Raw genomic sequence first — 14,067 nt, 5'->3', positions numbered from 1 at the left:
CATGCCGAACCTGACGAACAACAATCGCGCGCGGCTGCTACTCGGTTGCGGGAGCGCGGCGCTGGCCCTCTCTCTCGCAATCGCGCCCGAACGTGCGGCGGCGCAGGGCATCCAGGCAACGCCGAACGTGACGCAAGGGGCGGCAACGATCGATCGCGCAGTACAAGGTCAGGATACGATCGCGGCCGATACGCCGACCGTGGTGATCGACTGGACGCCCGATCAGGACAATTTCGGCAACGCGCTCGATTTCCTGCCGACCGGCAACACCGCAATTTTCCAGAACGGCGACAATATTCCGAGCACAACTTTTTCGGTTCTCAACCGGATACTTCCTTCGACCAACGGGAATATCGCAGTCATCGACGGGACGGTCATCTCCCAGATTATCGACGGCAACGGCATGGCCACTCCTGGCGGTTTCGTCGCGTTCTATTCACCCACCGGCATCCTGATCGGCAATAACGCCGTCTTCGACGTCGGCAGCCTGATGCTGACCACGCTGGATCCGGACCCTTCGGTTTTTGGGGCATTCGCAGGCGGCGGTTCCCCGCTGAACCTGAATGGCGCGGCTGGCAACACCGCCCAGATCATCATCAATCCCGGCGCCGGGATCGTTGCGAGCCCCGAGAATTCCTTTTTCATCGCCGCCGCTGCGCAAGTGCAGATGCTCGGGACCGCGCTCGTCAATGGCAGCCATGCCTATATCGGCGGCGAAATCGTTACCGTCACATTCAATAACGGTCTGTTCGATATTCAGGTGCCAGTGGGAAGCGCCTCGGCAACCCAGATCACGATCGACGGCGACGTCGGCGGACCCTCAAGCAGCGGCGCTGGCGACAATCACATCATCTACGCGGTGGCGCGCGCCCAGGCGAACCCGATCAGCATGCTGTTCAGCGGCAATCTCGGATTCGATCCCGCTGCGGTAGCAGGCGTCGTCAACGGCGAGATCATTCTGTCGGCAAATTTCGACGTTTCGGGCCGGACGGCCGCTAGCGGATCGATCACGGACGGGATCAATGCCGAGTTCCTTCTGGATGCGCCCGGCGCGCCGCCTGCGAACCTTGTGGTTCAGGACATCGCGGCGAGCAGCAGCCTGCTAGCGGTCTCTTCGGACACGGTGGATGTTGTCAGCCAAGCTAATCCCTCGTTCTTCGATGGTGACCTTCTGGTCGCAGCGGCGAACCTTGCAAGGGTCTCGGCAAATAACGGTCTCCCGATCAACATTCTTGGCGACGCGCTCGTCTATTCGCGCGATATCGGCGTGATCGGCATGGCGCTGAACGATCCCACTGCGATCAATGCTGCCGGTGGCACAGCCATCATCGAAGCAGTAGGTTCGGCTGTTTCGATCAGCATCGCGGGCAATGCGCGGGTCGATGCTTCGGCCATTGCGGGTCAGGATCTCGACACGCTTGCGGTGGGCAGTGCGACAGGCGGTACGGCGCAGATCGATGCCCGTGGAGGCACTATCGACATAACGGGCTTCGCGGTGGTCGATGCTCAGGCGGATGTGACCATCGCCGTCGCTCCCTTGAGCGCGGGTGATATAACCGGCGGCAATGCCAATGTTCTGTCGCGGTTCGGCGGTCTCTTGGGCGTGGGCGGCAATCTCGATGTGCTGGCCAACGCGTTCGGCGTCGATGGCGATACCCTGAACACGTCGCGCGGTTCAGCCGCATTTGGCGGGATCGCCGGAATAGTCGCGGCACAGGGCGACGTTTCGGTAGGCGGCGATGTCCTCGTCGAAGCGACGGCCTTTGCCGGGGGATCGAATGATCTCGCCAAAGGCGCGGATGCGGACGCCGGCACCGCCATCGTCATCGCGCAAAACGGGAACGCGGCGTTTGCCGGGCAGGTATCGATAGACGCCTCGGCCAGCGGCGGCGAAAACCAGCTGGGCGAGGGCGGCGACGGTCTTGGCGGAGTGGCGCGACTGGAGGCCGATAGTGGCGCGACGGTCTCGGTCGGCGGCGACTTCGCAGCTCTTGCCTCTGCCGAAGGCGGCGATGGCACAAGCGGCGGCAATTCCGAAGGCGGTTCGGCGGGCGTGCGCCTTGTCGATGCCGATGCCGACCTCTTGGGAGCGGCCATCGCCGATGCAGGTGCATTTGGCGGCAGAGCGCTGTTCGGCTTCGGCGGAACGGGCGGCGATGCGCTTGGCGGAGCCGCCTTCCTGCAGGCCGAAGCTTCGCTCGTCACGACCGCGTCGCTGACGATTGCCGGAGATGCGACGGTCGCTGCCGACGGGATCGGTGGGGCTGGCGGATTAGGTGACGGATCGGGTGTCGCAGCGGGGAATGGCGGTAACGGCACCGGCGGCAACCAGCTGGTTCTCAATCAGGCAGACGCAACACTCCCAAGCGGCGCGTATATCCTTGCCGATGCCGATAATGGCACCGTCTCGGTCGGAGGAAACACCAGCCTCAGCGCGATCGGGCAGGGCGGCGAAGGCGGTGCCGGGGGAATTGCCCAAGCAGGCGGAGCGGGTGGCGACGGTACAGGAGGTGATTCCACGGTCGGCCTCATCAACTTTTTCGGGGATGGATCAGTGGGGCTGGGGTCGGCCGCTTTTGGCTCCCTGGCGATCGACGTAACAGGCCAGGGCGGCGAAGGAGGCTTCGGTGGTTCGACCCTAGAACCGCGCGGCGATGGCGGCACCGGCGCGGGCGGTTTCGGGTTCCTCGAGCTTATCGCAGGGAGTATTTCCACCGGTCAGGCCAGTCTTGTTGCAGATGGCAGGGGCGGCGACGGTGATAACGGTGGCGATGGCACTGGCGGCGGGGCAGGCATGGGCGGGGCCTTGCAAGGCAATGGCTCGATCGCAGAACTTACTGCTAGCGCGATTGGCGTAGCTGGATCCGGTGAAAGCGTAGGAGGCGATGGCTTCGGCGGCGACGCGTTCATCGATATCAACGATATCCAGATCGCAGTCGCCGGAGACGTAGTGCTCGACGCCAGCGGTATCGGTGGCTTTTCCGGGAATGGCGATGGCGGCGATGGGACTGGAGGGTTGACCGGTATCGGCGCGCTTGATCCGAGCGCGCCCGGCTCGGCGGTGGTTGGCGGAAACGCATCTATCGCCGCCAATGGATTGGGAGGCGACGGAGGCCCCGCCTTCACCGGTGGCGTAGGACAGGGCGGCAGCGCATTCGTGCAGGCATTCCTGGGAAGTACGGTTTCGCTTGGCTCGGCACAGGTTACCGCGAGCGGCCTGGGTGGCTCGGGCGACGATGCGGGCGGCGGAGCCGGTACCGGCGGCAGCGCGCAGATTTTTGTCGATGGTGCGGGCAGCACCGTGACTGTGCTCGACACCGCCGACGCGTCGTTCACGGATCAATTCAATCGCGGCGGGATCCTCGCGGCAAACGGCGAAGGCGGCGAGGCGACCGGCGGCAGCGGCATCGGCGGGACTGGAACGGGCGGGCAGATCGATTTGCAAGCCGACGCGGGCGGCACGATCGCCCTGCCTTCCGATCCGGGCGCAACAGCCGGGACTATCGCTGCGAACATCCTTTTCGCGCGCGGTTATGGCGGAAACAGCGCTGTCGATGGAGGCTCGGGTGGATCGGCTCTCGGCGGCAATGGCAACCTTTCGGCGGATGGCGGTTCGGTTTCAGCCGGGCTCTCGTCCTACTCGGTCGCAGCAGTCGGCGGGACTGGGGCCGATCCCTCCCTCAGTGTCGATGGAGGCGATGCAACGGGTGGGACCCGCGCCATCAGTATCAACAATGGCAGCACGGTCACACTTGAGCTGGCAAGCGGCGGTGCGACCGCGATCGGAGGCTCCGGCAGCGGAACCGGGAATGGCGGCAACGCTACCGGCGGGATGAATCAGACCACGGTAAACGACAGCACGCTGAGCCTCGTCGGGCAGTCGATCTTCGTCGCATCGGCGAGCGGTGGTGACGGGGTAATCGGTGGCAGCGCGAGCGATGGGACGGTCGATTTCGCCGCCAACAGCTCGGTGATAAACATCCTGCCCGATACAGGCGGCATTGCCGAGGTTCTCATCGGCGGCAAGACGATCGGTGGCAATGGCAGTGACCAAGGGGGAGATGCGCAGGGAGTGACTGCGAACGTCTCGCTCAGCCAGACCGACGTTGTTGGCGGCAGCCTTGCAATCGATGCCAGTGCAAGAGGCGGCGACGCCGACCCGGCAGCAGGTATCGGCGGTCAGGCGACAGCAGGAACTGCATCTTTGAGCGCAGTTACCTCGGGGCTTGGTTTGGCAGGGCGCAACCGCATACTCGCCGATGCAACAGGCGGGGCAGGCGCGACCGGCGGCAACGCAGCCGGAGGGACTGCAAACGCAGATCTCACCAATTCCGATTTGATCATGTCAGCGGACCTCGCTCCCGGGTCACTCGAGATCACGAGCAATGCGGTCGGCGGTAGCGGAAGTCCGCAGGATGGCGATGCCACTGCAGGTCTCAGCGAGATGCTCCTCGACAACAGCAATTTCGCCTCGGACCAGCTCGCAATCGCTTCGAACGCGAGCTCGGTCGGTGGAACCGCCATCGCCGGCGATGCGTCGGCAGCGATTGACGGGAGTTCGACCCTTGCCGTCGCGAACTTAGCCGACCTTTCGGCAAGTGCGACCGGCGGGCCGGGTGGTTCCGCGAGCGGCGGTGAGGCTGGCTTCCGCGTCGGCCCGAGCGGGGGGGCTACGGCCACCATGACGGCGCTCGCGCTCGATGCGAGTGCAATTGGTGGCGACACCAATGAGACGGGCCGCTTCTTCATCGATGTCCAGACAGGATCGATCAGCGTTACCGACCTCGCAGCGAGCGCCCTAGGGGATGCGGTTCCCGCCGGCCAACTGGAGTCGACGCTGGTTGCCGAAGGAGGCGACCTGCGCATCAGCGGCACCGGACTGATCGACGTGCTCGACGATTTCGTCGTCCGTACTTCGGGCGGTGGAGTGGTAGGTGATCCCGACGCGAGCACTCCGACAAGCGCGATCGACATCAGCTCGCAAGGGACGATCACAGTCTTTGGAGACGACGAAAACGTCGTTGCGCTTGGCGGGGACTTCCTCGCTCTCCGTGCAACCGAGCTGAATATCGAAGCGGGCGCGCGGATCGGTGCGGCGACCATTGAGATACAATCGCTCGAAACGGTGAATCCGGCAATCCTTGGTGGGACGACCGAAGAAATCGGCTTCACACTCACACAGACTGAGGCGGATCGCATCGATGCCAATCAGGTTTTCCTAATCTTCCCCGAGGTCGACCAGGCCAATCTCGATGCCGCCGACCTTACCATTCGCAATCTTCCCGTTGCCGGTTCGCTCGATGCCGGATTGACTCTGCTCGACATCGATGTGGGAGGCATAACGCGTGTCGAAGGCTCGCTCGATTTCGCGCAGGCTGCACCGACAGACAGACTTGTGCTTTCAGCAACCGACCGGATCGAGATCGTCACTCCCGGCGGTATCCACGTCACCGCTCCCGATGGTTCGCCCGGAGGGACGTTGCAATTGATCAGCGGCGATATCTGGTCTGCTGATAGCGCCATGATCGCGCAACTTGTCGCGGACCCGCAATTCGCCGGGCGGGATGAGGACCTGGCTGTCGCCGTTACCGGTAGCGATGATCCGGGAGGCTACATTACGGCAGATACAGTAGAGCTTGTGGTCGATAACTCGCTCTTGGTGCGCAACACCGGAAGCACGTTTGAACAGGGCGGCATCACCGTAGGTATAGGCGGACTTTCGATCCGCACCGGCGGGCAGCCCGACCCGCTCGACGTGTTCGCGTATGGACGTCGCGATGCCGGAGGGGGTTCATTCATTACCGGTGAGGCGTTCTTTGACGAGGTCAACTACAATTTCGCTGGCGTCGATCCGACCGCTTACCTCGACGTCGCAGCCTTCAACGATTGCATCATCAACACCGGCGAGTGCCCGACGAGCGTACCCGAACAACCGGAATTGCCAGTTACCAACCCGACGGTCACCATCACGCCTGTGAATGTTCCGCCTCAGGTGACCTCAACCGAGCCTGAGCGCAACGACCGGTTCGGGCCCAACTTCCCCGGGCTGATCAGCATCGGCGCGTTCCCGCGCGGACCTCAGGGTGAGCCCAGCGTGAATGTGCCGGACTTGCTCGTTTCGGGCATCCTCGCAGGCGGAAGGCGGGCAGGCTTCGCGCTCGAAGTACCGGGTCTTTCCGAGGACCCGACTTTGCCATCCCTCCCCTTGCTTGACGATCCGGTGGCATCGGGCGGCGATGCGACACTCTATTCGGGCGGTGGCGCTTCGGCTGACGAAGGTAGGGAGCAGTAAGATGAAGAAATCGCTCTTTTCGCTCGTTTCTGCGGCAATCGTTGGCGTAGCGGCTCTTTGGGCATCGCCCAATATTGCCCAGTTCGCCGACCAGCAGAGTTCGCTCAGCCTGCGTGACAGTTTCCCAATCGGGGACAATGGCCTCTGCGAAGCGCAGATTCAGGCTCCCGAACCCGGCGCGGGACTTTTCGACCGGCGCTATGCTGTTCTTTGTCGCGACGCCGCTGCGCCTGTCGGCACCTTGTGGGCTGTGCGTGGACGCGTCGCCAGTGAAGCGGAGACGCGCTTCGGCGGTCCGAAGGCCTCCTGCTCGCCGAGCGACCTTCAGGCCTCGCCCAAAGGCTTGTCCGATGTCCGCGCGCTGATGTGCTCGCGCGAGGGGAGTATCGTGCGGCGGCAATTGGTGGTCGGAGAAACCGGTAACCGAACCTATGCGGCTAGCGGATTGTCCGCCTACCGCTCGGCGCTCGAACTTGGCATCGCATCTCTGGCAAGCGACAGGATCGTGGCGGGCACGGTCGATATTCCGCTGACCCAGACGACCGACGCAGTCGCCTTTGCGCGCCAGCAGGCCGAAGCAATTGCGCCGGACCAGGCACTCGCGGAAGCCTACCGTCGCAGCAATTCGGGCGAATTTGCAGAAGCAGCCGAATTCTTCGCCGCGTCGGCGGAAATTCTTTCCGGCAATAATGCCTTGGATGCTCGGCTCAATGAAGCATTGCTGCAATCCAACCTCGGCAATTACGCAGAGGCAGCGCGGCTTTTCGAGGAGACACGGAACGGATCGAGCGCCGATCCTGTACTCGCCCGCCTCCAGCGCAATTACGAGACGATCAACGCTCTGAACCAAGGCGAGAGCGAAATGGCGCTGGACCTTGCCAACTCGCCGCTGCCGAACGATTTTGAAGCGCGCGCGGAATTGGGTGAATTGCGGATCGGCGAAGCGATGGCAAACCGCCTTTCGGCTGAGGGCGACCGCGCGGCCGGATCGGCTTACGCGCTAAGTCTCACCCCACTGGAGCGCGCGCAGTTGCTCGATGGTCAGGCCCACTTTCTGCGCGCAACCGCGCTGCGTCTCCAAGGCCGCATTGACGAGGCGCTGAGCTGGCTGCGCAGCGCCAACTCCACCCTGGCCGAGGTGCGCGAGGGACGAGTTATCTCGATCCTGTGGCTACGGGCGCAGGTGCTCGGCGAGATCGCCGAGATTGCCGAACGGCAGGGCAGGGTATCTGAAGCCGAAGATCTGCACAGGCAGGGAATTGCCTTGCTTCAAGCGACCTATCCCGGCTCCCCGGCGCTTCAGAGCGCCCGCGGGCTATTGGCCGGGCTTTACGCGCGAAACGGCCGCGAAGACGAGGCGCTGACACTCTATCGCGAGATCATTGCCGATGCAGAAGGCCGTCCGCTCACCGCCATCCGCTCGTTGATGACACCCTATTTCAAACTTCTGCTCGCGACGGAAGACGAAGCAAGGATTGCGGCCGAGATGCTTGCAGCCAGTCAATTGCTCCAGCGCCCGGGTCTGGCGCAGACGCAGGCAGTGCTGGCGCGCGAGCTTTCGGGCGGGAGCGACGAGGCATCCCAGCTGTTCCGGCGGACTACCAATCTTGCCCGCTCAATCGAACAGCTGCGTGTTGGTATTCTTCAACTTAAAGCCAACGCAGAGAGTAATTCGCAGGTGGCGGCACTCGTTGCAGAACGCGAACAGCGGCTGGAACAATTGCTGTCGCAACAGGCTGAAATCCTCGATCAACTTGCGCAGTACCCCCGGTATCGCGCAGTATCGGGCGGGGCGGTTGCGCTGCCCGAATTGCAGGCGATCCTGCGACCGGGTGAAGCCTATGTGAAGCTTGTAGCGCTCAACGAAGATACCTTCGTCATTTTCGCGACTGCCGACAGCGCCCGCGCCTATCGCGCCTCGCTCTCACCGGACGATCTCGATTACCTTGTGGCCCGGCTGCGCGAAAGCATCGCGATAGCCGAGGACGGGCAGGTCATGACGTTCCCGTTCGATCTCGAGGGTGCGCGCGAGCTTTATGTCGGGCTGTTCGGTCCCATTGCTGACAGCCTGCCCCAGAACCGGCATATCGTGTTCGAGCCCGATGGAGCGATGCTCAAGCTGCCGGTCAATCTGCTCGTAACCGATGATGCCAGCGTCGAACGCTACAAGGAGCAGCTCGCCCGCGATGACGGCGACGAGTATGACTTTACCGGCACCGCGTGGCTTGGGCGCAGTTCCGAGATCAGCACATCCGTTTCCCCAGCTGCATTCCGCGATGTGCGCGCTTCGCGCCCCTCCGGCGGTTCGCGGGCCTACCTGGGGCTTGGGCAGAATGTGCCGATAGGCGAGAGCCGCGCGACCTCGTCGCGCACGCGTTCAGCGATTGCGGGCGGGAGCGATTGTCTGTGGTCGCCCGATATCTGGGCCAATCCTATCAAGGCTGACGAACTCTATGACGCGGCAGAGCGGCTTGGGTCTTCCTCGCTGGTCCTCACCCGCGCCGATTTCACCGACAGTGAGATCAGGTCGCGCGAGGATCTCACCGACTACCGCATTCTTCATTTTGCAACGCATGGTCTTGTCACCGCGCCGCAGCCTGAATGTCCACCGCGGCCCGCTCTGCTTACTTCGTTTGGCGAAGGACAATCGGACGGCCTGCTGAGCTTTGCCGAGATTTTCGGCCTCAGGATCGACGCCGACCTGGTCATCCTTTCCGCCTGCGACACTGCGGGCAGCGCCACGGTGGGGGCTACACGCGAGGCGGGCGTGACCTCGGGCGGCGATTATGCGCTCGATGGTCTGGTGCGCGCCTTTGTCGGGGCGGGCGGGCGCACAGTGCTCGCCAGTCATTGGCCGGTGCCCGACGATTACAATGCAACCGAGAGGCTGATCTCGGGCCTATTCGACCAAAGCGATTTCGAAATTGCCGAGGCCCTGCGACGTTCGCAGATCGGTCTGATGGACGATCCGAAGACCTCGCATCCATTCTACTGGTCGGCCTTTGCCGTGGTCGGCGATGGAGCCGTCAAGGCGACCCGCTGATCGTATGCGGGCGAGGGCGTAACGCGAATGGCCGAAACTCCACAGGATAGCACGACGAGCCGGGGCCTGCTGCGCGGCTGGCGCGACCTGCGCGAAGCGGGTGCGATCCAGCTGATCGCGACCGCCCTGATGGTGGCGTTTGCGCTTTTCATTGCGCGCTATAGCTGGGTGCTGCCGTGGAACGAGGAGCCGACGCCTCTCACCAGCGAGGCGGAGCGCGCATTCTACGACCTGCGCAGCTATTACTCCGCCGATATCGTCGAGCAGGATGACCGCATTGTGATGGTCGTTTACACCGATCAGGTCCTGATCGACCAAGGCAAACGCTCGCCATTGCCGCGCGGCGTGCTGGCCGATGCGTTGCGCAATATCGACCAGATGGGGGCAAAGGCAATCGGGATCGATATCCTGTTCGATCAGCCGCAAGACGAAGATGCTGAACTCATTGCAGCTTTGCGATCGATGCAGACACCCACGGCCGTCGCCTATGCCAACGAATTCACGAACCAAGCGGATATCGTTTACGAACAGCGCGTCTTTCTGGACGACTTCATGGCCGCGCTCGAAGGCAGCAATGCGCGCCCCGCCAGCATACGGCTCGACAACGAATTCGGAGTGACGCGCAAATGGCCCAGTATCGAGCCGGACATTCCGCCGCTGCTTGGACGGGTCATGCTCGAAGATTCGGGCGCTCCGATTGAGCGCTTTGAAACCTATGAAGGCGCGATCGAATATCGCCGCAGTCTCTTCGCGGATTCAGAACTCTTCCCGTCGATTTCGATCGACACATTCACCGATCTCGATCCAGAAATCGTGCCGCCCCTCGCTGACGCGATCAGGGACAAATATGTGCTGATCGGCGGCGATATCGTCGATTATGACCGGGTCGAGACATCGTTTACATCGGTCACCGGGGAAACGCCGCCTGGGCTCGCGGTCCATGCCGAGATCATCGCGCAAATGCTCGACGGCAAGGCAATGCCGCAAATCTCGCCGGTCATCCTGTGGGCGCTGGCAGTGCTGGTAGTGGTGACCGCGATCCTCACCGCGCTTCTCGAATGGCCTGCGCGCCGGCTCGTGCCGCTGTTGCTGTTCCTGATCGTGGTGTTTGTCGGACTGCCGGTGGTGCTGCAGGTGCGCAACGTCGACACCTATGGTCTGCCAGCGGTGGGCTGGCTGGTCGGGTGGATCATCGCCTTCACCGCGGTGACGGCAGCGGCGCGCTCGGTCGGTCGCAAGCAGCGCAACTTCGCGCACGGCGCGCTCGGCAAATACATTCCGCGCGATATCGCGCAGGCGATCATCGACAAGCCCGAATTGCTCTCACTCGGCGGTGAAAAGCGCCAGATTTATGTCATGTTCTCCGATCTCGAAGGCTTTACCAAGATGAGCCACGCTATCGAACCGGAGATGGTCGCCAAGTTGCTCAACCGCTATCTCGAGATGCTGAGCCAAGTGGTGCTCGACCACGGCGGGGTGATCGACAAATTCGTCGGCGATGCAGTCGTCGCCTTCTGGGGCGCGCCCATCGCCCGCGAAGACGATGCCGAGCGCGCGGCGAAGGCGGGCTATGCGATCTGGCTGGCGGGCGAAGCATTCCGCGCCGAAGCTGCCGGAATGGGCGAAGACCTCCCGCCGATCGGCAAAACCCGCGTCGGCCTCCATTTCGGGGAGGCGGTGATCGGCAATTTCGGCGGTGACACGCGCATCCAGTACACCGCGCTAGGCGACAGCATGAACACCGCCGCGCGGCTGGAGGCAGCGAACAAGCCGCTCGAAAGCTCGGTCATGGCGAGCCGCGAATTCGCCGAACGGTCCGGCCTCGATTGGTGGCGGCGCATGGGGCGGGTGCAGCTTCGAGGACGCGCGCAACCGGTCGATCTGTACGAGCCAGCTCCGGATTTTCCCGAGGTCGACCGCGTTAAGCTTGCAGAAGCCTGCGATCTGGCAGAACATCATCGTGGAAAAGCCGTGCGTCTGGCGCAGGAGGTGGCAGCTCGCCACCCCGATGATTTGGCATTACAGAATTTCGTCAAACGTTTGGAAAATCTGGGGGAAAGAGGAACTTATGTTCTCGGCTAGCATCAAAGCACGGATAGCGGGCCTCGCTCTTGCGGGAGCGGTGTTCGTGGCGCCAGTCACCGCACTTGCGGGAGTAGTCGTCAAGTCGACCGGTCCTTCGGCTTCGAAGTATCCGGTCGGTATGAAGATCGACGATAATGCTTCAGTCACGCTCAAAACGGGCGACAGTATTACGGTCCTGACCTCGCGCGGGACAAAGGTCATGAAGGGCGCAGGCACGTTCAAGGTGGGCGAAAAGCCCAAGGCGACCCGTGCACGCTTTTCCGCTTTGACGCGTAAGCGCGCCGCAAACCGGGTGCGGACGGGAGCCGTGCGGACCGGCAACGACGGCGGACCGGCGCGCAACCCGAACCTTTGGTATGTCGACGTGTCGCAGCCGGGGACGATCTGCCTTTATGACCTCCAGGCTGTGCGGCTTTGGCGACCAAACACGGAAAGCATCGCCACCTACGCTTTGAGTGAAGCTGGAAGCAGCGATGCTGTCGATGTGACGTTTGATGTGAACGAAAGCGTGGCCCCGCTCGATCCGGCATTGCTGACGGTCACACCCGGCACCGCCTATTCGATCACCGCACCGGGTGACGGTTCGCAATCGGTCGAGGTCACTTTTGCGCTGCTTGCCGCAGATTATGCTCGCGCCGACCAGCTTGCAGAAGCGCTTGTCGCAGAAGGATGCACCGCGCAGGTTGAGCAACTCGCGGACCGGCTTGGCGGTTAGGCTTCATTCCGAAGGGATAAGCGTCAATTCTGTCTGACGTCCGTCGAGGAAACGCACGGTCTCGCCATCGAAATAGGCGTCTTCTTCGGATCGGAAATCGACCTTCTGGCCGCCCCATTCGGGGACTTCGGTGTAGCTTGTCAGCTCGATCGACCATGTCGTACCCCCATGCACCGGGTACGCTCCGCGCGGGTCGTCCTCCTGATTGTCCCAGAACCCGATTGCAGATCCAGCGCCATGGCCGTGGAGACCGATGGGGTGCGAGTAGATCGAGGGATCGAGCCCCTCGGCAATCGCTTTCGCTCTGGCCCGCGCCAAAATCGCATTGCCCGGCAGACCCGCCTCGAAACTGTCGATCAGGATATCCTGCACACGGTTTGTGTTTCTCAGGCCCTCGACCAGACCCGCCGGGGCCTCGCTCTCGCCAGGCTTCAGCACATAAGCAAGATGCTGCGTATCGGTCGAAAGTCGAAGATACGTGATACCGAAATCGGTCCAGAGCAGGTCGCCCGGCTCGATCACGGTGTCGCCGCGCAGCATGCCCTCAGCGCCTTCACGCTGGATGCCAACCCCCGGATGAAACCATGGTGAAATGCCAAGCCGCGCCAGTTCTTCCCGATACCACCATTGGACATCGGCGACCGTCGTTGCACCCGGCGTGATGACTTCGCGAGATAGAGCGCGCGCGATCAGCGAATGGGCGATTCGCACAATACCGGGATAAAGCTCGAGCTCGATTGGAACGCGGCTCTCGAGCCAGCGCACCGAAAGCGTCTCTCCGCTGACGATGCGATCTCCATAGGTTCGCGGGAGCGCCTCGGATATTCCGCGATACTGGCTTAGCGTCATGCCGTCGCCGAATGCTGTGATATCGGACGTGTTGATCGCTATCGTAGCGGGATCGCGTTCGGAAACGATCGCGGCAAGCGCTTTCCACTGATCCGGCTCTTTCTCGGGGTCCCACGCAGGCTCGAACAATCCGGCAAGCCCGTAGCGGCTCACTGTCAGCCGTTCGACAGGCTGTCCATCCCCCGGATCGAAGAAGACGAGCAGCGTGCGCCTGCGCGCATGAAAATTCCTTGCATCGAGCATTGAGGCAACCACCGGTTCCTCGAAGTATTCGCGGGCGACCAGAACCCACATCTCCACGCCCTGTTCGCGCATGATCTTGGGAATGACCTGATCGAGCCTTTGCCCGAGTACCCGGTCAATTACCTTTGCGCGGTCTCGCATAGGCAAGATCGGAGGACGCTCGGGCAGAGGCTCTTCTGTCTCGCTCATCGGGTAGATTGGGAGATCAGGTTCTTTAGCAGCGGCGCTTGAAGTGCACGCGAGCAGTGCAGTGGCAAGCGCCCACTTCCAGTTAGCCTTGATCATGCGTCCCCCGATGCGTGCGGATCCTTCACCGTAAAGCTTTGGTATGTCTCGTATTCATCCTGTCCCGTAACAACCAGATCGCCTACTTTGAGCCAGGCATGAAACTGCAATTCCGAGCTGCCATCGCGGCGCGACCCCAGCACGATCTGTGAAGGGATACCGCGCCTTCCGAGCACCCACCGTCCGGCCATCGCCTGAGGGAAACACACCGCTTCGAACTTCTGCCTTCTTGCAAGGCGCCCGATAATCCGCCCAATATCGCTCGCCATCTTTTCCTCGCGCGCGGTTAGCGGTGCGGCGGTGGCATTTCCGCTGCCATCGATCGGCCCGAGGGTCCGGCGCCAAAGCCGGAACGGGACCACCTTGATGAGTAGCCGCGCAAACGCGAGCCCGCTCACGATTTCGGCCTTCAGCACGGTTCGCTTGATGGATCGGACGACGCTCATATCTTCGGGCTATTCCTTTGCATGCGCGTTAAGCGCTCGCAAGCCTCGCTAGACCTTCGCCGGGCGAGCTCCGGAGCCCAACCGTTCTCGAGCCAATTCGCCGTGCAAA

General features: G+C 62.6%; 6 protein-coding genes. 4 read left to right on the top strand and 2 right to left on the bottom strand.

Going from position 1 to position 14,067, the window contains the following annotated elements:
* Position 1 precedes the first annotated feature (1 nt).
* The 4 genes from FIU90_RS14020 to FIU90_RS14005 are packed head-to-tail and all read left to right on the top strand — an operon-like array spanning position 2 to position 12,135.
* Positions 2-6,292: a hypothetical protein gene (locus FIU90_RS14020; protein ID WP_152435337.1), complete on the top strand. Its 6,291-nt coding sequence runs from the start codon at positions 2-4 to the stop codon at positions 6,290-6,292.
* Between the two features lies 1 nt (position 6,293).
* Positions 6,294-9,335 (top strand): CHAT domain-containing tetratricopeptide repeat protein, encoded by a 3,042-nt coding sequence (locus tag FIU90_RS14015; protein WP_152435336.1) that lies wholly within the window; start codon positions 6,294-6,296, stop codon positions 9,333-9,335.
* 27 nt (positions 9,336-9,362) lie between these two features.
* Entirely contained in the window at positions 9,363-11,417 is a 2,055-nt protein-coding gene (locus FIU90_RS14010; RefSeq protein ID WP_152435335.1) for an adenylate/guanylate cyclase domain-containing protein, read from the top strand.
* Positions 11,404-12,135: a hypothetical protein gene (locus FIU90_RS14005; protein ID WP_152435334.1), complete on the top strand. Its 732-nt coding sequence runs from the start codon at positions 11,404-11,406 to the stop codon at positions 12,133-12,135. The genes FIU90_RS14010 and FIU90_RS14005 overlap by 14 nt, the downstream gene beginning before the upstream one ends.
* Positions 12,136-12,138: 3 nt before the next feature.
* Here FIU90_RS14005 and FIU90_RS14000 read toward each other — a convergent pair whose 3' ends face one another.
* Both FIU90_RS14000 and FIU90_RS13995 read right to left on the bottom strand, forming a co-directional pair.
* Positions 12,139-13,512 carry a M24 family metallopeptidase gene (locus FIU90_RS14000; RefSeq protein ID WP_234029539.1) on the bottom strand — a complete coding sequence of 458 codons (1,374 nt, stop codon included), beginning with the start codon at positions 13,510-13,512 and terminating at the stop codon, positions 12,139-12,141.
* Entirely contained in the window at positions 13,509-13,958 is a 450-nt protein-coding gene (locus FIU90_RS13995) for a lasso peptide biosynthesis B2 protein (RefSeq protein WP_152435333.1), read from the bottom strand. Before FIU90_RS13995 ends, FIU90_RS14000 begins: the two co-directional genes overlap by 4 nt.
* Between the last annotated feature and the right edge of the window lie 109 nt (positions 13,959-14,067).

The sequence above is a fragment of the Erythrobacter sp. THAF29 genome, from assembly GCF_009363635.1.
Classification (GTDB): Bacteria; Pseudomonadota; Alphaproteobacteria; order Sphingomonadales; family Sphingomonadaceae; genus Erythrobacter.
This window is presented reverse-complemented; position numbering and strand designations above follow the sequence as displayed.

Excerpts from the sequence above, each read along its gene's own strand:
- FIU90_RS14000 (WP_234029539.1), bottom strand. The coding sequence starts at position 13,512 with ATGATCAAGGCTAACTGGAAGTGGGCGCTTGCCACTGCACTGCTCGCG.
- FIU90_RS13995 (WP_152435333.1), bottom strand. The coding sequence starts at position 13,958 with ATGAGCGTCGTCCGATCCATCAAGCGAACCGTGCTGAAGGCCGAAATC.
- FIU90_RS14005 (WP_152435334.1), top strand. The coding sequence starts at position 11,404 with ATGTTCTCGGCTAGCATCAAAGCACGGATAGCGGGCCTCGCTCTTGCG.
- FIU90_RS14010 (WP_152435335.1), top strand. The coding sequence starts at position 9,363 with ATGGCCGAAACTCCACAGGATAGCACGACGAGCCGGGGCCTGCTGCGC.
- FIU90_RS14015 (WP_152435336.1), top strand. The coding sequence starts at position 6,294 with ATGAAGAAATCGCTCTTTTCGCTCGTTTCTGCGGCAATCGTTGGCGTA.
- FIU90_RS14020 (WP_152435337.1), top strand. The coding sequence starts at position 2 with ATGCCGAACCTGACGAACAACAATCGCGCGCGGCTGCTACTCGGTTGC.